This window comes from Bradyrhizobium sp. BR14999, from assembly GCF_056106085.1.
This window is the reverse complement of sequence record NZ_CM148536.1, coordinates 4,911,399-4,933,456: the sequence shown is the minus strand read 5'-3', so window position 1 is coordinate 4,933,456 and position 22,058 is coordinate 4,911,399. Positions and strand designations below refer to the sequence as shown.

The 22,058-nt window shown below is 59.8% G+C and carries 21 protein-coding genes; 7 read left to right on the top strand and 14 right to left on the bottom strand.

Annotated elements, in window-relative coordinates:
• The first annotated feature begins 1,238 nt into the window (after positions 1–1,238).
• Both ACR9YP_RS22920 and ACR9YP_RS22915 read left to right on the top strand, forming a co-directional pair.
• Positions 1,239–1,472 carry a hypothetical protein gene (locus tag ACR9YP_RS22920; protein WP_438107928.1) on the top strand — a complete coding sequence of 78 codons (234 nt, stop codon included), beginning with the start codon at positions 1,239–1,241 and terminating at the stop codon, positions 1,470–1,472.
• Between the two features lie 31 nt (positions 1,473–1,503).
• Positions 1,504–1,884, top strand: a complete 381-nt coding sequence (locus tag ACR9YP_RS22915) for a hypothetical protein (RefSeq protein ID WP_438110917.1) — start codon at positions 1,504–1,506, stop codon at positions 1,882–1,884.
• Positions 1,885–2,177: 293 nt separating this feature from the next.
• Here the strand turns inward: ACR9YP_RS22915 and ACR9YP_RS22910 are convergent, their stop codons facing one another.
• Positions 2,178–2,363 (bottom strand): DUF3606 domain-containing protein, encoded by a 186-nt coding sequence (locus ACR9YP_RS22910; RefSeq protein ID WP_438107927.1) that lies wholly within the window; start codon positions 2,361–2,363, stop codon positions 2,178–2,180.
• 98 nt (positions 2,364–2,461) lie between these two features.
• Between ACR9YP_RS22910 and ACR9YP_RS22905 the strand changes: the two genes are divergently transcribed.
• The 4 genes from ACR9YP_RS22905 (at position 2,462) to ACR9YP_RS22890 (ending at position 5,115) form a co-directional block, all read left to right on the top strand.
• Positions 2,462–2,836, top strand: coding sequence for a hypothetical protein (locus ACR9YP_RS22905; RefSeq protein ID WP_438107926.1), 375 nt, complete (start codon positions 2,462–2,464; stop codon positions 2,834–2,836).
• A gap of 316 nt (positions 2,837–3,152) precedes the next feature.
• Positions 3,153–3,737, top strand: coding sequence for an ATP-dependent DNA ligase (locus ACR9YP_RS22900; protein ID WP_438107925.1), 585 nt, complete (start codon positions 3,153–3,155; stop codon positions 3,735–3,737).
• Entirely contained in the window at positions 3,734–3,880 is a 147-nt protein-coding gene (locus ACR9YP_RS22895) for a hypothetical protein (protein ID WP_438107924.1), read from the top strand. The genes ACR9YP_RS22900 and ACR9YP_RS22895 overlap by 4 nt, the downstream gene beginning before the upstream one ends.
• A 359-nt stretch (positions 3,881–4,239) precedes the next feature.
• On the top strand, positions 4,240–5,115 hold the full coding sequence (locus ACR9YP_RS22890) for a sensor histidine kinase (protein ID WP_474217137.1): 876 nt from the start codon (positions 4,240–4,242) through the stop codon (positions 5,113–5,115).
• Positions 5,116–5,218: 103 nt separating this feature from the next.
• Here the strand turns inward: ACR9YP_RS22890 and ACR9YP_RS22885 are convergent, their stop codons facing one another.
• The 4 genes from ACR9YP_RS22885 to ACR9YP_RS22870 are packed head-to-tail and all read right to left on the bottom strand — an operon-like array spanning position 5,219 to position 10,028.
• Positions 5,219–5,443: a hypothetical protein gene (locus tag ACR9YP_RS22885; protein WP_438107922.1), complete on the bottom strand. Its 225-nt coding sequence runs from the start codon at positions 5,441–5,443 to the stop codon at positions 5,219–5,221.
• Between the two features lie 38 nt (positions 5,444–5,481).
• On the bottom strand, positions 5,482–5,943 hold the full coding sequence (locus ACR9YP_RS22880) for a DUF1192 family protein (RefSeq protein ID WP_438107921.1): 462 nt from the start codon (positions 5,941–5,943) through the stop codon (positions 5,482–5,484).
• Between the two features lie 12 nt (positions 5,944–5,955).
• Entirely contained in the window at positions 5,956–8,880 is a 2,925-nt protein-coding gene (locus tag ACR9YP_RS22875; protein ID WP_438107920.1) for a hypothetical protein, read from the bottom strand.
• Between the two features lie 2 nt (positions 8,881–8,882).
• Positions 8,883–10,028 (bottom strand): hypothetical protein, encoded by a 1,146-nt coding sequence (locus tag ACR9YP_RS22870; RefSeq protein ID WP_438107919.1) that lies wholly within the window; start codon positions 10,026–10,028, stop codon positions 8,883–8,885.
• 346 nt (positions 10,029–10,374) lie between these two features.
• Between ACR9YP_RS22870 and ACR9YP_RS22865 the strand changes: the two genes are divergently transcribed.
• Positions 10,375–10,506 carry a hypothetical protein gene (locus ACR9YP_RS22865; protein ID WP_438107918.1) on the top strand — a complete coding sequence of 44 codons (132 nt, stop codon included), beginning with the start codon at positions 10,375–10,377 and terminating at the stop codon, positions 10,504–10,506.
• 99 nt (positions 10,507–10,605) lie between these two features.
• Here ACR9YP_RS22865 and ACR9YP_RS22860 read toward each other — a convergent pair whose 3' ends face one another.
• From ACR9YP_RS22860 to ACR9YP_RS22820, 9 genes are all read right to left on the bottom strand, one after another.
• Entirely contained in the window at positions 10,606–10,929 is a 324-nt protein-coding gene (locus ACR9YP_RS22860) for a putative quinol monooxygenase (protein ID WP_438107917.1), read from the bottom strand.
• A 165-nt stretch (positions 10,930–11,094) separates the two neighbouring features.
• Positions 11,095–12,888: an adenylate/guanylate cyclase domain-containing protein gene (locus ACR9YP_RS22855; protein ID WP_474217136.1), complete on the bottom strand. Its 1,794-nt coding sequence runs from the start codon at positions 12,886–12,888 to the stop codon at positions 11,095–11,097.
• A gap of 255 nt (positions 12,889–13,143) precedes the next feature.
• Complete coding sequence (locus tag ACR9YP_RS22850; protein WP_438107915.1) at positions 13,144–13,878, bottom strand: SDR family oxidoreductase; 735 nt, start codon at positions 13,876–13,878, stop codon at positions 13,144–13,146.
• Positions 13,879–14,682: 804 nt separating this feature from the next.
• Positions 14,683–14,970, bottom strand: coding sequence for a hypothetical protein (locus ACR9YP_RS22845; RefSeq protein ID WP_474217135.1), 288 nt, complete (start codon positions 14,968–14,970; stop codon positions 14,683–14,685).
• Positions 14,971–15,200: 230 nt separating this feature from the next.
• Positions 15,201–16,847 (bottom strand): MFS transporter, encoded by a 1,647-nt coding sequence (locus tag ACR9YP_RS22840; protein ID WP_474221104.1) that lies wholly within the window; start codon positions 16,845–16,847, stop codon positions 15,201–15,203.
• Between the two features lie 211 nt (positions 16,848–17,058).
• The gene (locus tag ACR9YP_RS22835; protein ID WP_474217134.1) at positions 17,059–18,279 is read right to left on the bottom strand and encodes an ABC transporter substrate-binding protein; all 1,221 of its coding nucleotides are present in this window, start codon (positions 18,277–18,279) and stop codon (positions 17,059–17,061) included.
• An 89-nt stretch (positions 18,280–18,368) separates the two neighbouring features.
• Positions 18,369–19,871, bottom strand: coding sequence for an alginate export family protein (locus tag ACR9YP_RS22830; RefSeq protein ID WP_474217132.1), 1,503 nt, complete (start codon positions 19,869–19,871; stop codon positions 18,369–18,371).
• Between the two features lie 40 nt (positions 19,872–19,911).
• Positions 19,912–20,598: a YoaK family protein gene (locus tag ACR9YP_RS22825; RefSeq protein WP_474217131.1), complete on the bottom strand. Its 687-nt coding sequence runs from the start codon at positions 20,596–20,598 to the stop codon at positions 19,912–19,914.
• Positions 20,599–20,624: 26 nt separating this feature from the next.
• Positions 20,625–21,977 (bottom strand): alginate export family protein, encoded by a 1,353-nt coding sequence (locus tag ACR9YP_RS22820; RefSeq protein ID WP_438107909.1) that lies wholly within the window; start codon positions 21,975–21,977, stop codon positions 20,625–20,627.
• Positions 21,978–22,058: the final 81 nt, after the last annotated feature.

Genomic DNA, 22,058 nt, shown 5'->3' with positions numbered 1-22,058 from the left:
TTCGCAACCTTGAAGTTGCCGCTCTTCCTGATGATCGCAGGGACCTTGCTAGTAGTCACCGGCTCCATTGGCGTCCTCGTCAGCAGGAGGAAGGCGGAAGAGGTTGATCCCTCTCCTGACCAACCGATCGATACTCCCCGCCCGCAGATGCCGCCCCTGCCCAAGCTCCTCAGTTCCGGAAAGAGAAGCAGGAGCGAAGGCCCGCCGGCGTGAACCAGCGGGTCTTGTGAGTGCGAGCCGAAGATAGCTCTAACGGGAAGCTCTCGCGCGCGCAGCATTCAGGTCTGCTTTTACGCCTGAGATTGCTGCGTCAGCCGGCGGTCGACTTGGGGGCGGTTCATTGAGGTCTCGCGCCCATGGTGCCCCTGATCTAACTGTCGAACCGGAAGTGACCCGATCAGAGCTCACGCAAGCAGAGACAAGTAGGGCAGGAAGGCCGACCAAAACCGCCCGCATTATCGCTTGGATGCCCATGCCCGCCTAACCGAGATGCCTCCGAATCGATCCTCCAGATCATCGCCATGAAACCATTTTCCCTGGGCTGCGAAGTCGGCCTGAAACAAACGAGGCCCAGCCTCCTCCCTTCCAGCGCATGTCCCAGAAGGGGAACTATCTCAATGATTAGCCCAACGTGGACTCGCAAAGCACGCAAGCTCGTTGTCGTAAATTTGCTGATCGGCGCGGCCGCTCTGTTAGGGTTGGCCGCTCACGAGCCAGTCTCAAGTGCTGCCCTCGGTAGTGAATGGCAATGCAGCAGGGCGGCATTTGTCCTAACGACGTGTCAGCACGTGGCTGCCGAAGTTGTGACGCAAAAAACGACCGCTCTCGATTAGTCGACAGCACGACCATGCGTTACGTGGCATATGCAGTCGATCTCTGGGGCGTCGCTCATGCGACCTATGAGTTGGAGTGCGGCTGCGACGATGATGCTAAGCGTCGAGCTGTGAAATTCCTCGAAGCGCACCCGGTGACAGAGGTCTGGAGTGGTCCCCGGCGGGTCGCAAGATTCACGGTGGATACCGCAGGCGGGGCGCCGGCTACGGCGGAAGCCAACCAGCGCCGAAGAACCGGGTAGGACTTTGCTCCCCACCTGATGTCCTCCGAAGCAGCGGCCGGTCCGGCTCCCTCGCCCTATCCTTATCCATCTTGAAACAAGATCAAGCCTCTCTAAGTCTTGCGCCGGAGGGGCTCCTCCGACCTCTTTTGGAAAGGATTGCTTGTAACCGTCGAGGATGACGATGATGACACTCGAAGAAAAGCTCGCCCGCTTGCGCACCCACCGCAATAACATTCACCGCTACCACCGGCTGCTCAAGACCCGCCTTTCCCATCTGGAGCGCGAGTACATCGAAAGCCGTCTCTCCGAGCAACGAGCGGCGCTGGTAAGCCTCGCGCGCACGACGTTCCCGATTCCTTTTCGACCGCCGGCACCAGAGCAGCAGCCGCAGACCTTCAAGCCGGAGGTAGCTTGAGCTTGCCGGTGCGCATCAGGAGGTCGTTCCCGTGCGACAGCGGCCCATCAACGGCGTCGAGCCGGAAAGAACCGAAGATGACATTACGCGTGGGCTGCTCGGCCCGCGGGGCGTTCCGGGCGCTCCCGACCCCGCCCGCATGGTCCCGCAGGTCGAGAAGAACACGCCAAAGCACATAAGGTGGAGAACCCCAAGCTCCGGCGATGAGCCGGGCGCCAGAAACAGAAACCTTGTTGACCTGGTCGAGTGCGGAGAGGTGGAGCAGGCAGGGACCAAGCACCATTTTTCCGAATTGCGGGACGCCTTTGATTGCGGTGAACCGATGCAGAAGGCTCAGACGTACATCAACATTGCCGCTCTAATCGCGCTCGCTGGTTGGTTTGGTCTCTGTTTCAAGATGGGCTGGTACTGATCGAACGCGCCCGGCATAGAGCACATCGGCCCCAGCCTGGCGGTTTTTCCGGATCGAAAAATGAGCTGGGACCGAGCGGTCTGCCGCTGTCTGGTCGGCAAAGGAGCTTCCTCCCAAAAATCATCCACTTGGGATTCAAATTTATGAATCCGCCGCAAAAGCTCCAGCCCGCGGGGGACGAGCTGGAGCTAAGTTTTGGCAATAGGTCTTGCTTCGATGGCACGCAAGACCGATCCTTGAACTGGCTGCGGCGGCGCTCGTTCCTAGGAATCGATGCCGAAATACCACGCCCCTCATCGGCCCAAGCGCCGCTCCACTTTCTTGCGGCTGCTACCCACCTTCTTGACCGCCTTCTTCACGGCGGAAGCCGGGCGGCTAGTCTTCTTGGCCTCATAACCAATCTCGTAATCTTGTCCGCCCGCCACCCGCGCCCGGTCTTGCCTGCGACCGCGAGCGGCCTGCTTGTTCGACGTTGCCATGCTCATTCCTCCATGTTGGCACCACGCCAATGCGAGGAAGATTTCGCAGGTTCCGATTCGCCTTCCAGCCACAGGCCACTTAGATTGAACTCCGGTCAGTGGAGTTCTCGCGTACGGCCGCACCGTCAATCATCCCGAACGATCGCCTCGACCGCGATATCTACCTGGTGCTTGAGGATTTCGGCGCGCGTGCCGGATGCGCCTGGCGCGAGACTGACGAAGCCGACACGGATCTCGAGACGGTCCTGCAGGACATCCTCTCCGGCCAATACGCCTATCCTATCCGGATCGTGTGCTTCAATCCGGTCGAGGGCTGGTCGCGCGATGCCACCTCGGACGTCGCCAACGCGCTGGCCGAGCGCGCGGCCCATACCGACGCGGAGATCTCGCCGGGGCTGCAGGCCTTCATCCAGGCCAATGCCACGAGGCGCCTCGACGTGCAGCTCGCCCTACCGCTTCGCGGCACCGCGTGAAGCAGGCCGCTCGGCTGGACGCCGTAGGAGGGCGTTTGTATGTCAGGCGTGCGGCCAGCGAAGCGTCATCCTGCGCGCCGGCAGCGAGAGGACGATGATGGCGATTGGACGGCCCCGGCCCTAGGCTAGAAAGGGGTCGTGAGGCCGGGGCCGCTGGAGGTTTGCCTGATCCTCAAGCATCAAGGCCAGGCGAGAACGAGCCTATCAGCGGTCACCGCAGTCCTCTGTTCGCTTTAGCACTGTTCCGGTCAGGAACTTGCGCTATCGATTCGGATTCGTAAAATTCGCGGCAGGTGCCTATCTTCGGCTCATGCGTATGGCGTACGAACTCAGCCTGGCCACCGCCGCCAAGCAAGTGCCCTCAGGGCCGGACTGGATTCACGAAGTAAAGCACGATGGCTATCGGATGCTGGTCGTCCGGGAGAACGAGCGCGTGCGCCTGCTATCTCGCAACGGCACCGACTGGACGAAGCGTTATCCCTGGATTGCTGAGGCGGCGCTGAAGAACCGGCAGAAGCGCTTTGTGATCGATGGCGAGGCTGTGATCCTCGGGGTGGACGGCATCAGCGACTTCAACGCGCTCCACAGCCGGCTCCACGACCACGAGGTGCAGCTATATGCCTTCGATATCCTCGCGATGGGCGGCGATGATTTGCGCTTGCTGCCCCTTTACTTGCGCAAAGCAAATCTGCAGCAGCTATTGGCGCGCCGGCCGGACGGGATCAGTGTCGCGCCGTTCGAGCGCGGGGAGATTGGACCTGACCTATTTCGGGCGGCTTGCCGGATGGGACTTGAGGGCTTGGTCTCGAATTATCGCGATCGACCGTATCGTGGTGGGCGGCAGAAGCACTGGATCAAGGTGAAGAACCGGAGCCATCCCGCGATGGAGCGCGAGCTATGACAGTCTTCGTATACGTCAACACCGGCAAGCAGGCTGGCGATAAGGACCACATTAAGGTGTTCGCTAACCAGGATGCCGCAGAGAAATGGTTCGAGGAAAACGACCCTGAGGGCGTAGCGTTCGAATATGAGATTCTCGAATAAACGCGCATCCGCCGACGTGGACGCGCCTTCTAGGCCAGTACGCCTGGGCCCGCCAGCGCGAGCCGGCGGGCCCGCTGTACCCCCGACAGCCGACACCGCAATGGCCTTAGCCTTCTTCGGCTAAGGGCCCAGGAGCAGACGAAGGAGGGCTCGCATCTTTGACGAAATTCCTGTGCAGCGCACGCACCTACAGCCGGCCACCGCCGGAGCAAGGCGGCCTACAGAAAAGGGACATTGGCCGAGAGCTTCGGGAACTCAAAGTGCAGCCTGACGGTTTCGACTGAATGGAACGCCTACTCTATTTCCTCCCTGCTCATCCGCAGCCTGCCTATATCCGGTTTGGGACGAGCGCCCTCATCATGGCGTTCTTCATTCTTGTGCAAATGGGTCTGCAATCGCAAAGCGGCTTCGGCGGATTGTTCTTCCTTCTTCCCGGGATCTTTCTATGTGGCCTTCTGTTCGATCGCGGTAGCACATTTTTGGGGACCGCACTCGCCACGTTATATGCGGTGTACGCCGCGCCCGCTGCACCGTGGACTGCCCATCTTCTACCTTTGGGATTGTTCGTTGCGACCGGTCTCGGTATCGGCGTAGTTGCAGAGGGATTTCGTAACGAACTGGAGAGGATGGTTGCCGCCCAGAAAGCGAAAACGGTTCTTCTCATGGAGTTGGCGCATCGCACGAAGAACAATTTAGCTATGTTATCCGCGATGATGCGATTGCAGGCCAAGCAGGCTGGCGTGAGCGCGGCCGACGCGCTCGGCGACATGGCCTCACGTATCCAGGTGATGTCACAGGTCTACGATCACCTCACGATCAGGGCCGAGCGGAAGGTTGTCGATGCCAAGCAGTATCTCACAGAAATATGCCAGCATCTTTCCGCGTCAATCACTGGGACAAGCCCTGTGGCGATCACGGCTCGGGCGGATGAGCTGTATATTCACAGCGAGCAGGCCGTCCCAATCGCGATCATCGTCAATGAGCTTGTTACGAACAGCCTAAAGTATGCCTTCCCGGACGGGCGGCCGGGTCATATCCACGTCGACCTTCATGCCGACAGCGAAGTGGTCCTTACCGTGAGTGACAACGGCGTCGGCATCCGAACGCAGCAGCCGGAAGGCGTCGGATCGCGGGTTCTATCTCTGCTATCACAGCAACTCGGCGGCACGATCGATTACGAAAATCTGGATCAGGGTTGCCGCGTCACACTCCGAATGCCTAAGCCTAGTGTCTAGAGGCCGACCGTCAGCACGCCTTCAATCGACCTGACGACGCGCTACTTTAAGCGGGCAGCGTCATCAAAAGCGGACGTCTGCGCTTATGAGGACACGCCCTAGTTCAAAGAGAAAGCCCTAGCTCCACCCAGCCGCACGGATAGTGTGAGACAGGCCCGGAGAAACGCTGCTCGCAGCCGCTGGCGGGCATCGCCGCGTGCACGGCGAAGGCCGCCGCCAGGACGGCGTCGACCAGCCCCAGCGCCAGCCAGCCGACTGCAGCCGAGATGCCGCGGCGCAGCTCCTGCAGTGCGGCCATGGCCGTGCAGAGTCCGACGATGACGGCCATGCCAATTAGGATCTAGATGTCGCCCTAAGGCGACCCACCTAGCCCAGATACGACACGTCCTTAGCCCGCGAGGCCAGCTCGGCTTCGATCTTGTCGATCTCGGCTTGGTTGCCCGCGATGAAGGCAGCCAATTCGTCACGAGACATTTCAGAGAGCGACTTCTGCTGAGAGGCCGTCTCCTTGCGAGTTGGCGCAATGTGCCCTGCCCGATCCAGCACCTTGATCGAAAGGTCAGCTCGGACACGGGCACTCACACTTGCGTCCTGGAGCAGTGACTTCGCCACGCGATAAGCTAGTGGCGCGCCAACCACTGCGAGATCGAGCTGGATGGATTCCGAAATTGCGGCCGCGACCGCCGGTAATCGCATCGTCTTGTAGACGGACTTCGGGTGATATCCGGCGAGCTCTGCGGCTTCCTCAGGCCGCCTGCCCTCGTTGACGATGAGCCGAACTAGTGTCCGCTGCTGTTCGGACAGATCGTAAGCGGCAATTGAAGGCATTTATGTCCCCCTTCAGTTTTCGCGAGACGCGTTCGCGGCCGCGATCAGCCGCCGCAGGTCGATATTGTAGGCCGGCACGTTCGGGTTCTTTACTGGGCGCTCCAGGAGATACGCGGCCACATTCGGATCAAACCAAGCCATGTGGATGATTTCATCAGCGCTCTGCTTGTTGGATGGCAGCATCTCGAGGAGCAGCTTGAACCGCTTGATCAAACCGCCACCGGCGAGATCTCCCTTGAAGTGGCGAACGGCCAGTTGGGCCCATCCGGGAATGTTTAGCTTCTCCGCCGTGTCGCTACCGACCGTCGCTCGCTTCTCAGCCTCCTTAAAGTACGAAAGGATTTTGTGGGCCTGCCGCAGGTTGTTCATTTCTTGTGAACTGAAGGTCTTTGCAAGCAGCGTCTCGTTGTCTTTGAACTCTTTGGCGAGGCGCGCGAATTGAACCTCAAGAGTCTCGCCGACTTGCCGCGTGCCTTGCACCTTGTCGGCTAGGACTTCCGTCATGGCAGCTTTCCAGCCGCGCTGCGCTTGTGCATCGTGGCGGACCAGGGCATTGATCTCATCGAGCCGCTTCGATGCATCGTAACCCCCATTCAGGATCTTGGCGGCAGCGTCGCGAGGGTCTTCTCTGAGCAATGTGCCGATCACCGAACGATCGACGTCGACTTCGGTGGCATTCCGCGCCGTCCGAGCGGCCTCGAGATCGGCACGCGCCTGCGTCGACAGGTGCTCACCGCGGCGTGCCTGTGCGACGATGTCGTCAAACTCCCGACGGATTGCGGGGAATTGAGCCAGGATTTCCGCGTGGTTGTTCGCCCATGCCGACGCCCTAATCGGGTTGATCGTGCCGTCCGGGTTCAAGGCCGACATGGCCAGGTTGGACCTGTAATGGTCGCGCAGCGCAGTCTCGCCGGCGGCCATGGCCGGCGAGCCTTGCAGCGCACGCGGCAAGCTGGCGGCGCTCTCGGGCGATGAAAGGAACCTGCTCGCGGTGTCGCTCTGCGGGGTGGCGCCACGATTGAGCTCGCCGTCGGCATTCTGACCGCCGCGGTCAAGCGCGCGGGTGAATTTGGCCATCGCGTCATTCGGCTCGGGCCGAAACCGCTCGGCGAAGCCACGATAGTTTGCGTTCGCATCCGCGTAGCCAGGCGCATCTTCAATCGTGCGATTGACCGCGCTCCGGAGCGCCGAGAGGTTGTCGGCCAGGTCGAAGTTGCCGGCGCGCTGAGCGCGCGCCTGTGCGGGACCAATGAACTTGCGGAGATCCGCAAGGTCCGCACCCAAGGCCGTGCCGGGGCCGCCGACATTGGCCATCTGGCCGCTCTCCGGCGGATGCTCCACCAGCCGCGGCCGCAGGGCGTCTAACCGCCGCATGAAATCCTCAGGGAGCGTGCCGGGTGCCAAGTTGTTCGCACCGGCGCGGATGCGATCGATCGCCCCAAATACATCGTCGGCCGGGAGCTGCTCGTTGCGGCCGGGTGCGGTGTCGAACAAGCGGTTCTTCTCGGCACGGGCCGGAAGATAGGTGTCCTCTACCAGTGCTCGATCGAGCCGCCGGGAAGCGTTCGCTCTGGCCTCGGAGTTGGCTACGGCGCTGAGCGGCTGCCCCTGATCACGCCTGATCTGATCGAGCGAGTTGACGGCGTCCTGGCGTTGCAAGACATCGCCCTCCGCGGCGTTCATGCGCTCCGCCCGCGTTTCGGCGGCGCGGCGCATCACCGAACCGAGGTCCGCCTCGGGATCCCGCATCGCCTCGACACGCTCGGCGGCCGCGGCCTTGACGTTCTGGTCCCGCTTGACGAAATCGGGCGAGGACTTGAGACGCGCGCCCTGCTCCGCTGCGATTAGGCCAGGGTCCCGCGACAGCAAGGCTGAAGTCGGCATCGCCGAAACCTGGAGGGGCACTCCTCCTTCTTGAGGGTTTGCAAGAGCTGCTGCGTTCTCCCGGATGTCTTGAGCCAGAGCTCGTGGGGAGCCGGTAGTAGCAGATTGAAGCTTTGCCGCGGCGCGGTCGACATCGGCGATGCTGTAGGGCGCTTTGGTGGCCGGGTTGAGTGGTATCGGCGCCGGTGCGGAGGAGAAGGTCTTGGACGCGATATTCCGGATCAGACCGCCGAGGCCTTCGACGCCAGCCTGCAACGTATTGGCGCCAGAAGCGCCTGCCAGCGGAGCAAGCACATTGGTGACATCTTTCAGGCCATGCCCAACGTAATGCCCGAAGACACTTGCGTCGTCGGGAATGTAGTTGTCTGAGGCATTCACAGCGACGCCGGCACCTGCACCGCCAATCGTATCGCCTACCAGTGTTCGGGCCGGTGACTCGGTGTACGGACGCGCCATGTGGTCCAGGACCCGCTGAGAGACGGTCTCGGATCGCGTGGCCGCGGCCGCCACGCTCGGCGCGCGCTGGGCCAACATGGAGCCGACGCCGACGGCTTGCGTGCCGAACCGATTGACGTCGTAGGCGAGCTTCTCACTCCGCGACATGGTGGCCGGATCGATGACGGGGATGCCGGTGGCGTCGACGGCATGCTCGACCAGCTTGGACGCCGGCGTGGCCATCGGGATGTTCGTGCCGAACAGCTTGTTGATGCCGCCGACGGCGGCGTTCTGCGCGCCGGCCACAAGGTCAAACGGACCAGTGACGATGTCGGTGAGCCCCTTGCCGACGCCTTGAGCGCCGACCTGGAAGTCGCGCACTGCGCCGCCGACGCTGCTCGGCAGCACGGACGCGGGGCGTTCGATCGGCTTGGGCGCTTCGGGAGTGACGTAGAGACGACCTTGCTGTGCGGCGTTTTGAGCGCCGACGCCGGGAGTGGATGCAGGCGCCGCCGCAACCGGAGGCGGCACGGTGGCGAGCGCGCGCTGAATGTCCGCCGGCGTGAAGTCGTCGGGGAATTCGTGCTGTTGGCCTTCGAATTCGATGAGTTGGGGCATCGTCAGTGCGCCTTGATGATCATGTTGCACACAAGCGTCGGCGGGATATTGGTGTGCGCGCCGCCCCCGCCGGTCGCGCTGATCGAAGTGGTGACGTTGGCCTGCGCGAAAGCAGTGGTGGATGTTCGTGTGGAGTCAACGGACACAAAATTGGCTGCGCCCGCGTTGGCACCGGATTTGTAGGACTCATTGTAGTTGTGGAAGTGGCCAGCATCGACCGAGGTTGCAGGGTGGCTGTGCGGCGGCATTTGCGCTTGGGTGAGCGTGACTTGCTCCTGGCCGCCACGGCCGCCAAGATTTGCGCCGCCCGAGATCGTGGCCGACGTCAGACGCCCTGCCGCTGCGCCCCCGCCGAGCGAATCCGCACCTCCGATGAAGCTGCCACGCGCGTCCGGCTTCTTCGGATTACCAGAGCCGTCCTGGCCATGAGGAAAACCGGCCGCCACGAGTGCGGCACGCAGCACAGGAAACGCCGTGCTCGGGAGCAGCACGCCGCCGTCGGCCCAATCCCAGCCCGCCGGCAGCGTCGGCAAGGACCACGGCAACGGCCCGAGGCCCGCGGGGATAATCTGGTTCGCGTCACTGCCAAGTTTCGAGAACGAAACGGCCGCGTCGGCCAGCTTGTCGCTCGTAACGTTCGCGTCGGCCAGTTTGTTCGTGGTGACCGCGCCCGTCGCGAGTTTGCTGTTGGACACAACGCCGTCAGCCAGCTTGTTCGCGGCGACCGCGCCGTCGGCCAACTTGGCGGAAGTGATCGAACCATCCGTGATGGCGGCCGCAGCGGTGAAATCTGCGATCTCGTCCCACTTGGACGCATCGAAACCCACGCCAGACGTGTGCGTAGTGTTCGCGATGTAGAAAATCGAGTTGTAAAAGACCGTGCTGACGTTTGCGGTGTAGATGACGCCGCTCGCCCACAGCGCCGGCGCCGCGAAACCTAACGTCACGCTGCTGTCGAATTGCGCCTTCCCGACTGATCCGCGCTTCAGGACACCGTCGTCATCCTGGATTTTGGCCAGGTTCTGTTGGGTGTCGTCGAGGGCGACCTTGACGGCGTTGAATTCCGCGTCGAGATCGGTGCCGGACTGCTGAGAGGTCGGGTTTTCAGCGCTGAATAGCGCGAAACTGGTTTGCCGATCCGCTTCCACGGAGTTAAGTCGGATGGGCAGCAGGCTAGATCCATCGAGAATGCGAATGAACCTACGAAAATCTACTTGATGACCGCCGGGGGCACTACTCCCACTCAATCATTTCGGACGACGTTTCGTCCTTGATTTGCAAGCACAAAGCTTCAAGTCCGACGGACAAATGCCGATGGTATACCTGCCGAAATCTTTCGCTCTTGAATCCACAGAAAAATCCACGCCGCTGAAGTACTGGCCGTTCCGCTACCTATCGGAATCAATCGACTGATCAGTGCTGCGTGCCTAACCAAGGCTGCCGTGCAGCACTGGTGCGGCGACGCTTCAAATACCGTCATAGGCACGGGCACTCGTGAACGTGATCGGCAACGGCGTGGCGACGATCGTGATTGCGCGGACCGAAGGCGAGCTTGATCCAGTCCGTTTGACTGATGTGCTCGACGCCAAGATGGCGGCCGGGAGCTCCGGCGGAGCTGATCGATGATAACCCGCTCCCTGCTCGCAACTAGGCCTAGACCTTCGTCCACCTGCCTCTCGCGGTCGCTCAATGGAGCCCAAGGAACGGGCCGGCGTCGATCATGAACTATCTTCCCTTGCTCTCGTAGCTTTTGACGGGTTCGAGCCATTCAAAACGCCGCTCCGACCTCAACATGTTCTTGAGCTTGCCCTCGTATTCGACCCGATACGCCTTCTTCAGATGGTAATCTTGGAAATACTGCGCGCTGCATGCCCAGGTTTCGTAGAGTACCAAGGTATCGGAATCTTCGACCGAACGGTGAAGATAAGTGTTTACGAAGTCCGGTTCATTCGACATTTCGTCGAGTACCTTTACGAGGCTCGAATAGAGTGCTTCGCGTGCTTCGGCCTTGCCGGGCAAATGAACGATGAATGAAATAGTCTGAGACATAGATAAGCTCCCAGAGTTGGACCAAGAGTGCTCAATCAGCCGTTGCGGCGGCGTTCAGCTCGGTGCAGCGGTGGCGGACCTGAGCAGCAGATAATCTGCGATGACATCCCTGGCTCCTAGTAAACGAAACGCGATGCTGCAAGAGTAGAGTTGATCGTTTACCCCTTATGATTGGGATTGCGCTGTCCCTGGATGGGCTGCGAGGCGGACACCTTCGACGAGAAGCGCATAATCTTCGGGGCGCATCCAGGGTGGCCTTTCCTGCCACCGCTCAAGCTGCTCCACCGATTGCGGGGGGACACGTTCGAGCGCTTCGCGCGCCTCGTCCGAACGCCCGAGATGAGCAAGCGACGCTGCAATGTATTGGAAGGTGACAACGTACCCCGGACGCAGGCGAGCAACCTGACGCAACGTCTGCAGCGCAGCCGTGAAATCGCGTGAAAAGAACTGCAAAAGCCCACGCCAGATCAACCAAAGCCAAATCAGGGGATCGTGTGGGCTGGCACGCAATGCCTGCTGCAGCCTTTCGAGTGCTTCCTCTCGATATCCGCCGAACCCGAGCACACAGCCAAGCATGCTGATGACAAACGCGCTGTTTGGATTGAGGGCAATTGCGGTGCGCGTTTCCGCGATCGCCGACTCCCATTCGCTACCCCACATCATCATGTGTGCCAGTACGGCATGCGCCGTCGCATCCTTGTCGTCGAGCGATACCGCGATTTGCGCTTCGTCACGCGCGGTTTGTTGAACCTCCACGAAGGGGCGGTTCGAAAAGTGCCAGATATCCCACTGGAGAGCCAGCGCATATCCATAGTGGCCGGGTGCGAAATGCGGATCGAGCGCGATAGCTTGGCTGAAGAAAGCCAGCGCGATCTTGTTCTCCTCCGGCCGATATTTGTGGAGGTGCCAAACGCCACGCTGATAGGCTTCCCACGCATCAAGCCGTTCCGGTGATTTGCGGAGCACGCGCTCTTGCTCGGCGGCAGCCAGTGCCGGCTCTATAACCGCGGCGACGCTCCCGGCGATTTCATCCTGCACCGCGAAGATGTCGCTGATGTCGCGGTCATAGCGCTCGGCCCACAGATGCGAGCCTGTAAGCGCATCGATCAACTGTCCGGTGATTCGAATCCGGTCGCCGGCTTTGCGCACTGAGCCCTCAAGCACATAGCGAACTCCTAGATCGCGCCCAGCCTGCTTCACGTCAACGGGATGCCCCTTATACGTAAAGCTCGAATTGCGGGCGATCACGAAGAGCCAGCGGATACGCGAGAGCGCGGTAATGATATCCTCGACTATGCCGTCGGCAAAATATTCCTGTTCCGGATCCCCGCTCATATTTTGGAACGGCAGCACTGCGATCGACGGCTTGTCGGGTAGCGCGAGCATCTGAGGGTACCGAGATTGTACGTCAGGTAAAACCATCCCGAGATTACCACTCGACCTCGTTGCGTAGACGTGCACCGGGCGATTGATGTTCTTCAGCCTTTGCTCGCCAAAATCGGCGAACTCGACCGCGACCCTGCCACGAACCTGATCGTACACGGAAGCTGAGATACAGATGCCACCCGGCTCCGCCAGGCTCTCGAGCCGGACCGCGACGTTGACGCCATCGCCAAGGATGTCATCCTCCTCGATCAGGATATCGCCAAGGTTGATCCCGATCCGAAACAGCATGCGCCGGCCCTCGGGGACACTGTTGTTCCGCTGGGCCATCACCACTTGCATGGTCGCCGCGCATTCGACCGCATCTACTACCGAGTGAAACTCAAGCAGCACGCCGTCGCCGGTCGTCTTGACGATCCGACCGCCGTGTTTGGCCACAAGCGCGTCAATCACTGCTCGGTGCTCTCGAAGGGTCCGGGCGGTACCGACCTCGTCGAGGCCCATGAGCCGTGAATAGCCTGCGACGTCAGCCGCGACTATGGCCGCCAACCTGCGTCCAACCCGCGTCTCCGGCATGTGTGCGCTCTGCTCCAGAACCGAGCATGTAGCGGTCTCGCGAAAACAGCCCGATATTCATCGATCGCTCGGCCGACTTCCGAAAGAAGTCTTTACGCCTTCGATCCCCTTCTGTCGGTCGGCATCGTCCTTGAACAGGCTTGCATCGACTGCAACTCCATCCCTGCTGACCATTCGCTATTACTATAGCAGCATACGACGCTCTCGAACAGCTGACGGAACATGTCACTTCGCGAAAAAGCATGGTCCCATCGATCAGAGTGTGCTCATGCCACCATCGACAATGAGTTCGCTACCGATGGCAAAAGATGATTCATCTGAGGCGAAGAAGACGACGGCGTCAGCTACTTCCTTGGGCACGCCGCGGCGACCCGCCGGGATTTGACCGACCAGGCGTTTGATCTCCGCATCGCCCATGCCGATCTTGCCGTGCAAAGGCGTAGCGATTGGGCCGGGGCTCACAGCATTGACGCGAACGCCCCGCGGCAGGAGTTCGCCGGAAAAGGTGCGAGCGAGCGAAATTAATCCCGCTTTCGTCAACGCGTAGACGCTGGAATTGGGCATGCCAATGTGAGCGTTGATTGAGGTATTCAGCACAATCGACGCCGGGTTGGCGAGAATCGGCAACAGAGCCTGGATCAGAAAAAACGGTCCCTTCAAATTGACCGCCACCGAGCGGTCGAAGCCCGCCTCGTCCCACTCGGCCAATGGACGGAAGTCGCCGATGCCGGCGTTGATGAAGATTGCGTCGAGGCCGCCGAAATTGTCCTGTATCTCAGCGGCCACCTTCTTCTGAGCGCCGATGTCGCCGGCATCCGCATGGACAACTAGCACGTTTCCAAGTTCCTTGCGAGCAGCTTCCAGCGAGGCCAAATTGCTGCCGGTAATGGCAACGCGGGCCCCTTCCTCAAGGAAGCGGCGAGCCGTCTCGAGCCCGATGCCGCTGCTGCCGCCGGTGACAAGAGTGCGTTTGTTATTCAACCTGTTCATTTGTCAGTCGTCCTCCGTTAAAGAGCTGTGCCGGTCCAACGGAGAAGCGCCGCAATGCGGTTGCACCAACAAGCACAGCTGCGTCGATAGTCCGCGCGTTCTGAACTGCTCGCTACTTCCTGATGGCTCCTGGAGCGGGGATCGAGCGCCCTCGATGCTTTCGGTCGGGACCATCAACGCACTCTTTGAGTGATCAATCGCCAGGAGCTGAGTGTAGAGCCCCCGAAATTGATGGCTCAATTGTACCATGGTGTGAACAATTCTTGTGCATAACCAGCAGAGCTGAAAGCCTGCGAACGAAATCGTCGCGCGGGCGAGCAGCCCTCCGGTGCCACCGAGGTCACCCCCTCCCTACTCACCACCATGGACCTTTTTGACGCTGGGCAGATGCGAAAGCTTCCAATTTCGTAGCATGGAGCTTAGGCCAGGCTGATCGTTGGCCGGCCGAACCGCAAGGACCTTGATGTCCGGGTATTTTCCGAGATCTCCTAATGCACCGGCTATTCGATTATCGCTTGCGTTTGTTCCTCAGACGGCCTGCCACATCGGCCGCGACTATGGCCGCTAACCTGTGTCAGACCTGCGCCTCCAGCATGTGTGCGCTCCTGCTCCAGCAAGGAGCAATCTATAAGGTAGAAATTGGGCAGAGCCCACGGGGGTTTCAATGACTTCGGAGAGGATCGGCGGATCAGGCAGCCGTTCAATCCGCTAGACTTTAAGCTCAGCAGCCACTTTCCTCACCTAACAAAACCATCGAATCGCGTCATATAAATCGAGTGAAAGTCCACGTTCGCCTTCTTGAACTCATCTGAAGGCGTGCCATAGATCACCCAGCGAGTGAGCTTGGCCACGGCGAAGAACTCTTTCGAGAACGGTGCGAAGCTTTCCACTTGATGGAATAGGGCCGCCTTTGAGTCCGCGTATCGTTCGAATAAATCCAACCGTCTTCTGGTCCTCACCGATACTACACTCGAACTGCAGCGCGCCCGGCTCCTTCTCTGTCGCTGCAACAATCTTTGCTATCAGCGACGTGAACTTGTCCATCTGATCAACGGTAACAGTGAATACCCAGTACACCCGTTCGCTCTGCATCAGTGCCTCCATTTTACCGCGCCTCAAGACACACACACGAGGACAATCGGCCCATTTGCCAACCACTAGAATTGCAAGACCAATTTTCCCACGCCCCAATGTGACGTTCAGACAGGCCCATCTCTTGAGGGCTGTTGCCGACTTCTGTGAAGCTTCTTGCTGTTTTAGTTTCGAGAAACGCCCGCGCGCCTAGAAAATCAACGCCTCTAAGCTCACGCCCCTGGAAGAAGCTATAGCTCATCAGATCCCCGGATTGATTTGGACTCGAAGGATGCAGCAACGAAATGGCTTACCTTCGGCTCGGCCTTGGCGTCGTATTGACGAACGGCGTCTTGGACGACGCGGTCGGCATTCGTAACACGCTGATGCTGCCGCAAGTGCTCAAGCCACGATGCGACCAGGAATGTTTCCATGAAGCGCCCTTCCTCGGCGGCGTCTTCAAAGACATCCCAGGCGTACGCGCCGTCCCGTCGACGCTGCTGGCCAAGTTCCTGGAGCGCGGCCAAAAAGGCACCGCGTCGCTCAGGAATGATGTGGTATTCAACCGTTACCAGCACTGGTCCCCGATCCGGCTCCGCGTCGATCGTCAAAACCGGAACGGGCCAATGCATTGAGGGTGTGAGATCAATCTCCGCCCCGCTTTGCAGCTTCCATGGCCAACTCAACACAATACCAATCAGCGCACCAGCAGCCGCGATGAAGTGAGCGCCCGGCAGGCTGAGCATCGAAGCAACTTGCCCCCAAATCGCGCTGCCCGCAGTCATGGCACCAAAAAAGGCCGTCACGAACATGGCAAGCCCGCGACCACGTACCCAATCCGGCAGAGAAACCTGCGCTGAGACATTGAGGGTCGCGAGGACCGCGATCCAGGAAAGACCAGCGACGATGCAGGCAACCAGCGCAGCCAAGGAGTCACGTGCGAGGCCGAGCAGGATCAGGCTGACCGCTGTACCAACGGTGCCGAGTGCAACGAGCCGATCGGGCCCGAAGGTGTCCTTCATCCAGGGCAGGCCGAACGCTCCGCTGACCGCGCCTGCTCCGATCGCGCCCAGCATTATGCCGTAAAGCGCCGGCCCTCCGACAATCTGGTTGCGCGCGACAAGCGGAAGTAGCGCCCAATAGGCGCTCGCAAAGAAGAAAAAGCTCGCAGCTCTTATCAGTGTTGCTCGCAGATGCGGATTGTACCGGGCATGGCGAAGTCCGATCATCAGGGCGCTGGTCAGACGTTCGGCAGGGAGCGCATGACCGCCGGACGTTGATGGGCGCCACCACCAAAGGGCTCCGATAACGCCGAAATTGCTAAGCGCGTTCAACCAGAACGGCGCGGCAATTCCCAATCCGCCAATGATCACGCCGCCCAGTGCAGGTCCGATCGCCCTGCTGATGTTGACGCCAACCCCGTTGCTTGCCACCGCCGCAGCCAGATCCTGCCTCGGCACAAGGCTGGGTACCACCGATTGCCACGCTGGCGCGGTAAACGCTGCGCCCACGCCGAGGAGGAACGTAAACAGCAGCAGGATGGACGGATTAATGAGGCCCAGCCAGACGAGGACAGCACTCGCCGCCGCAACCAACGTGACAACGATTTCCGTAACGATCAGGAAGCGGCGTTTGTCGACAATGTCCGCCAGCGCGCCCGCCGGAAGCGCAAAGAGAAACATGGGCAGGCTGGTTGCGACTTGAACCAGAGATACGCTCAGTGGGTCGGCGTCCAGGCTCGTCATCAGCCAGCCGGACGCCGCATTGTACATCCAGGTTCCGACATTGGAGACCACGGTCGCAATCCAAACTACCGTAAAGGCCGTGTGGCGAAATGCGTTCCAGGGCAACGTGCTCGGCGGACTTGTCGTCCGCTTTGGTTGGTGATCGATCTCCATCTTCATTCGCTCCACTCAGGTGTGGGAGTAACTGGCGCCCAACGTGAGCGGCAGCATCGCTCTCTGCCGAGCCGCAGTCTGCCAGCTGCCGCAAGCGACCACTCTCCAAGAAAGACTGACCAGAGGATCGCTTAATAATCTGACCTTCACCGGAGAGATGCCGAAACGGAAGGTAGATCGGGGAGTACACGGCGCGTCCTCATCTCTCGATCTAGTGGTTTGTCGGACCGAGGAACGCGCTATCGATAACATCCCCGATTAACTGCCATATATTTCCGTCAAATTGCACAAGCCGCATCTGCTTGATCGGCAGAAAGTCGTTTGGGCCCGTGCTGATCGTAATCCCAGGGAGAGTGACCGAACTCTGAAAATCCTTCAACGAAGCGGCCTGTCGCATGATGTTCTCGCGCGAGAAGTCGTCGCCACATTGTTCGAGCACTTGAGACAGGGTCTGGGCAGCAGCGTAACCAAAGAGAACGTTGCTATCCGCCTTGCCCCCGCCGGGATAATACCTGTCCATGAACGTTGAGAACTGCTTGATCCCTTCGTCATCTTTCCAGGCCGGGTCGGTCGCATTTTTCAAGAAAGACGTGGAGATGACTCCCACCGCGTTTTGTACTTCGGCCGGCCTCAGCGCGAGCACGGCGGGTGCGGCCACGTTGTTGAGGATAACGACCGGGTGCCAATCGATTTCTGCCAACCGCCTTATGGCAAGTGCAGCCAAATTCGGCGAACCCGCGAAAAGCAGGACTCCTGCTCCCGACGCTTTCAGAACGTCGATTTGTCTATCGATCGATTTGTCCGAGATGTCGAAAGTACTGTCAGCGACGATCATACGCGTCCAGTCTCCTAGGCCTTCCTGTAGGCCGATCAACAGATCGCGCCCGAACTGATCGTTCTGCCAGAGGACTGCAAGCTTGTGGTCCGGATGAAACGCCTGCACATAATTCGCGTAAATGCGCCCCTCGGCGCGAAACGGAGGCTGCCAGCCCATTGTCCAGGGAAACTCAGCGGGCTTATTCCATTCCTGGTCACCGGAAGCGACGAACAACTGTGGTATCCTATTCTCGTTCAGATAAGGGCGTACGGCCAAATTGCCGGGTGTTCCGAACGAGCCAGAAATCAGCAACACATGATCATCTTCGATCAATTGGCGGGTCTGCTCCAATGCCTTCCTTGGATTTGACCCGTCATCCCGCGAAATGAACCTCACCTTCCGGCCATTGATGCCTCCGCGATCGTTGATCATGTCGAAATAGGCAGATTCCGTCTTTCCGATAGGCGCAAATTCCGTCAACGGACCGCTATAGGGCATGATGTTGCCTATACGGATTTCGCCATCACCCGTGTCCTTCGTCTCCGAAGCCGCGAGAGGGAGCATCGGGGCGGCGAGTAGCGATGCTGCGAACACGATCTTTAGTATCATGCGCATTTGTTTGGCTCCCCTCGCAAGATTGGTTTCGCTTCAGTCGCTATTGTAGGGCTATCCGAAATGGATCCAGAGCGGCGTCTACATTGCAGTTAAAACTTCAGCATCGCCTCGACGCCCACGAAGTGAGCCGTCTTGGATGGGCCGGTATCCTGTATAAACTGTCCAGGCACGAATACAGAGTAGGACAGGGCGGCGCTGAACCAAGGTACCGGTTGCCACCCGAGTATGACGTCGGCCTGAGTTCCGATATAACGGGAGCGGCTGTCATCCGAAGGTCGCACGAGGTTCCCTCCAGGACCGTAGATTCCGTCGCCAAGACTTTCGCGCCAGTAGAAGACCGTTGCCAGATCGAGGGTCCATTCCCGGTTCAGCTGGAGTGTGAGCGTCGGGTGAGCGTTGATCAGGTTGTATGGCCCGAGCAGGCCGATCTCGCCGAAATACTTTCCCTTCGGGAACAGTGGATTGAAGGTCTGAAGATTCGGGTCGTGTGGGTTACGGTCGCCACTGATAATGTTCGCCCGCAGGCCAAGCCGCGGGCTGAAGGTCACGCCGGCGAACGTGTAGCCTGTATCGGAGGCAATGGACCAGGCGCGGATATCTCCATGATCGAAATGGCCAAACTGAGCCATGCCTTCGAAATTCCAGTCCCATCCCTCCGCGGCACCGAAAAACCGACTGCCGATAGTGTGCCGTAGTTCCTCTCCGCTCCCTTGATTGTACTCTGCGGCGGCATTGCGGTACCCGATGTAGTAGACATCAAGCCCCGACTTGGAGCTGATCTCCGTCAATTGGCGCGTGGTATAGATCGACCAGAGTGATCGGTCTGGATCGAAACGGTCATTGAAGCTGCCGACCAGGTTTCGGACCGGTCGCGCATAAAGGGCATCGACCCGCCATGGAGCCGATTGAATCGAGGCCAGGGCCGTGTCGAAGGAACGAAGCACGTTCGGGCCATACCGCAAGCTGATCAATCGCTCAGTGCCATACGACAGGAGTTGGCGCCCTCCCCGCAAGGTAAGATCGGTACCGCTGGCCAACGGCAGCTTGATATCTGCGAAGCCCTGGAGCAGTTCAGCACCCGTTGCGTCGATGCCTCCAACTGTTTCCTTGTCCGTAACCCAGGCACCAATCATTTGGCCGAACAGGCGCAGGTTCGGGCCGAAATGCAGGTCCGCATATGGCAACATCCGGTACCACTGATACTCGTTGACCGGAAGCTCGCCCCAATTAAAGTTGCGATATGCCTCCTCCCTGAACCGAAGCTCCAGGCCGAGCGTAAGGTAGGCATCATCTCTGAAATCGAGCGGAATGTACTTGTATGGCTCCCACCAGGCTCCGGTCCGTTTCGCTGGATCGCGCAAATAGGAATAGTCCTCGTCATAGCGGAGGAGCGTCGTCTTCAGCGGCGCGACATTCGCGTTTTCCGTTCCATTGACTTCCGCTGACAGGGCGTCGGCAGGTACCGCGACGGCAACTGCAACGAAGATAGCCATCGCCGCGAGGACCGCGGCCACGGGGGCGGCCCCATCGACTAACTTTCGGGCTCCGAAAAATCCGGAAGAGTTAGCACCTTCGACAACGTCGATTTGCATCTTCGAATTCGTCCGCGAATTTGGAAACAGACTGGAACGGTCAGATTTTCGGTGCATCTTTCAGCGTCTGCTCCGTTAGTCGAGCAAGCAGCGAAAGTCCGCCCAATAGCGGTGGCACCACGAAACACCAAATGTTGTATTGCGCGTACAAGAGGGCCGCGGCGGCGCACCCGATGGCAAAGATGATGACGTTCTTCGACATCATTGCGACCCGCGACCTGATTTGGCCAGCTGGCACGTTGTCCCTCGCGTAGATCATATCTGCTAGATCGATCATGATCTGCGTCGTCGTGCCGGTCATCAGGGTCGAGGGAGGTGAACTTCCTAGATAAACTCGGTGTACGGCGTTCTGGATCGCCATGGCCGAAACGAGCACCATTCCGGTGATCACCGCTTGCCAGCTGTCGCCGTTCCGGAACGGTCCGAACTCGATCGCGAGCGCGGCGCCGACGATCAGCAGGAGGACCTTAAGGCCGAGCATGGCTTCGAAGACAAAGCGCCAGCGCTGCGTTAGCGCCGAGCTGAGCAGGCGGACAGCCATTACGACCGCACAGAAGACCGGAAGCGCCAGGAGTTTCGCAACGGCTCCCGACGTGCCGAGAGCCAGCGACGCGCCAAGGGTCACGAAATTGCCGGTAACATGGGCCGTGAAGAGCCCTTGCAATGCGAGGAAGCCCGCCGTGTCGACATAGCCTGCGGTGAGGCTCAAGAGAAAAGGCACGATCATGGAATTTCCGCTCGACACCGGGGTCACTACCATCCCCGTTTGATCTCTACGCCGACATAGTTCGAGTTATGCGCACCGGCGTTGCGCAACGTGTCACCGACCGCAAAGTGCACCGCTTCGATTGCGAAGGAAGTCGCGCGGTCTATGCTCCAATCGAGCCGGACCTGGCCGTAGCTTCCAGTATACGCACCAGGGCGGCCCGCGGTGTTCGGAATCGGTATGTCGGGCTGCGCGTAGACCGCATCGGCGGTGTTTTGGCGCCACTGAGGCGCTGCCGCGAACATGAGCTTCACTGACGAAGTCAAACTCAACGTCAGGGATGGCTTGACGTGGATGAGGTTGGCGTACCCAGTGTAACCCGCCAGAGTGAAATAGTAACCGTTGGGGAACAGCGGATTGAACGTCCCAAAGGTTCGCTTGGTGTTGCCATCACCGGACGCCACGTCGAGCTGGATTCCCACTCTTGGACTCCAGTTCACGTCGGCGAAGGTGTAGCCAGCGATTGAGCCGACAGCCCAGGCCTCGACAGGCTCGATGCCAATGCGTCCGGTCTGATTCATCAATTCGAAATCAAAATCGAAATGGTTGGCGTTACCGTTCAGATGGACATCGAAAATGTCTCTCCGCTCGGCGCCGGAGGCATTTGCAAACTGCGCGTTTCCCTGGGTGAAATTGGCATAGTAGCCGGCGATAAACAGCGACTCGGAAAACTTATACTCCGCCCGCGCCATCCCGAAAGTCTGCGTGCTGACGCTGCTGTAATCATCGAATATCGCAACGTCCCGAACCTGGACCGGCAGGCTGTAAAAGGTGATGAACCGCCAGGGTCCGTTCTCATAGTCCGCCCAGGCTGCGTCAAAGGATTGGCGAACGTTGGGACCGTCGCGAACAGCCACAAAGCGCTGCAGGTCGAAGCCAAATTGCTGACGGCCGGCCCTCAGCTTCAGCGTTCCGCCGCCCACAGGCTCGGTCAGAGCAACCCAGGCCTGCTCTAGATCGAGCCGGTCGCGGTCGACCGGCGTCAACATGGTCTTCCACGGCGCGTAATCGGCCTGAAACTGCACGAACGCCTGTAGTTGATTGTCCACGCGAAGATCGGCATGGAATTCGTTTCGGCTGATGACGTAGTTTTGGCTGCGGTTCGGACCGGTGCCGAAGTTCGGCGCGTTGTTGGACTCGAAGCGCTCACGCGTGTTGGCGCCGAATGAGAGATAGGTGTGCGGGTCGAAGCCGGACAGCGGAATGTATTTGAGCTCATCAAACGGCTCACGGGGCACGCGCGGGTCCGCGAGCACCGACCAGTCTTCCTGCCAGCGGTTGAACATGATGGCCGGCCGCTGCGGCGTTGAAGCTTGAGACTGATCATCCGCCCACGCCATCTGGGGCGCCGCCGCACACACTACGCCTGCCGCCCAGCACCTCCGCAAAAGCAATCGTCCCGGCAACAATGCCATCCCGCC

Coding starts and splice junctions, on each gene's coding strand:
- ACR9YP_RS22920 (WP_438107928.1), top strand. CDS start 1,239: ATGATGACACTCGAAGAAAAGCTCGCCCGCTTGCGCACCCACCGCAAT.
- ACR9YP_RS22910 (WP_438107927.1), bottom strand. CDS start 2,363: ATGGCAACGTCGAACAAGCAGGCCGCTCGCGGTCGCAGGCAAGACCGG.
- ACR9YP_RS22900 (WP_438107925.1), top strand. CDS start 3,153: ATGGCGTACGAACTCAGCCTGGCCACCGCCGCCAAGCAAGTGCCCTCA.
- ACR9YP_RS22895 (WP_438107924.1), top strand. CDS start 3,734: ATGACAGTCTTCGTATACGTCAACACCGGCAAGCAGGCTGGCGATAAG.
- ACR9YP_RS22890 (WP_474217137.1), top strand. CDS start 4,240: ATGGCGTTCTTCATTCTTGTGCAAATGGGTCTGCAATCGCAAAGCGGC.
- ACR9YP_RS22885 (WP_438107922.1), bottom strand. CDS start 5,443: ATGGCCGTCATCGTCGGACTCTGCACGGCCATGGCCGCACTGCAGGAG.
- ACR9YP_RS22880 (WP_438107921.1), bottom strand. CDS start 5,943: ATGCCTTCAATTGCCGCTTACGATCTGTCCGAACAGCAGCGGACACTA.
- ACR9YP_RS22875 (WP_438107920.1), bottom strand. CDS start 8,880: ATGCCCCAACTCATCGAATTCGAAGGCCAACAGCACGAATTCCCCGAC.
- ACR9YP_RS22860 (WP_438107917.1), bottom strand. CDS start 10,929: ATGTCTCAGACTATTTCATTCATCGTTCATTTGCCCGGCAAGGCCGAA.
- ACR9YP_RS22855 (WP_474217136.1), bottom strand. CDS start 12,888: ATGCCGGAGACGCGGGTTGGACGCAGGTTGGCGGCCATAGTCGCGGCT.
- ACR9YP_RS22850 (WP_438107915.1), bottom strand. CDS start 13,878: ATGAACAGGTTGAATAACAAACGCACTCTTGTCACCGGCGGCAGCAGC.
- ACR9YP_RS22845 (WP_474217135.1), bottom strand. CDS start 14,970: ATGCAGAGCGAACGGGTGTACTGGGTATTCACTGTTACCGTTGATCAG.
- ACR9YP_RS22840 (WP_474221104.1), bottom strand. CDS start 16,847: ATGGAGATCGATCACCAACCAAAGCGGACGACAAGTCCGCCGAGCACG.
- ACR9YP_RS22835 (WP_474217134.1), bottom strand. CDS start 18,279: ATGCGCATGATACTAAAGATCGTGTTCGCAGCATCGCTACTCGCCGCC.
- ACR9YP_RS22830 (WP_474217132.1), bottom strand. CDS start 19,871: ATGCAAATCGACGTTGTCGAAGGTGCTAACTCTTCCGGATTTTTCGGA.
- ACR9YP_RS22825 (WP_474217131.1), bottom strand. CDS start 20,598: ATGATCGTGCCTTTTCTCTTGAGCCTCACCGCAGGCTATGTCGACACG.
- ACR9YP_RS22820 (WP_438107909.1), bottom strand. CDS start 21,977: ATGGCGTGGGCGGATGATCAGTCTCAAGCTTCAACGCCGCAGCGGCCG.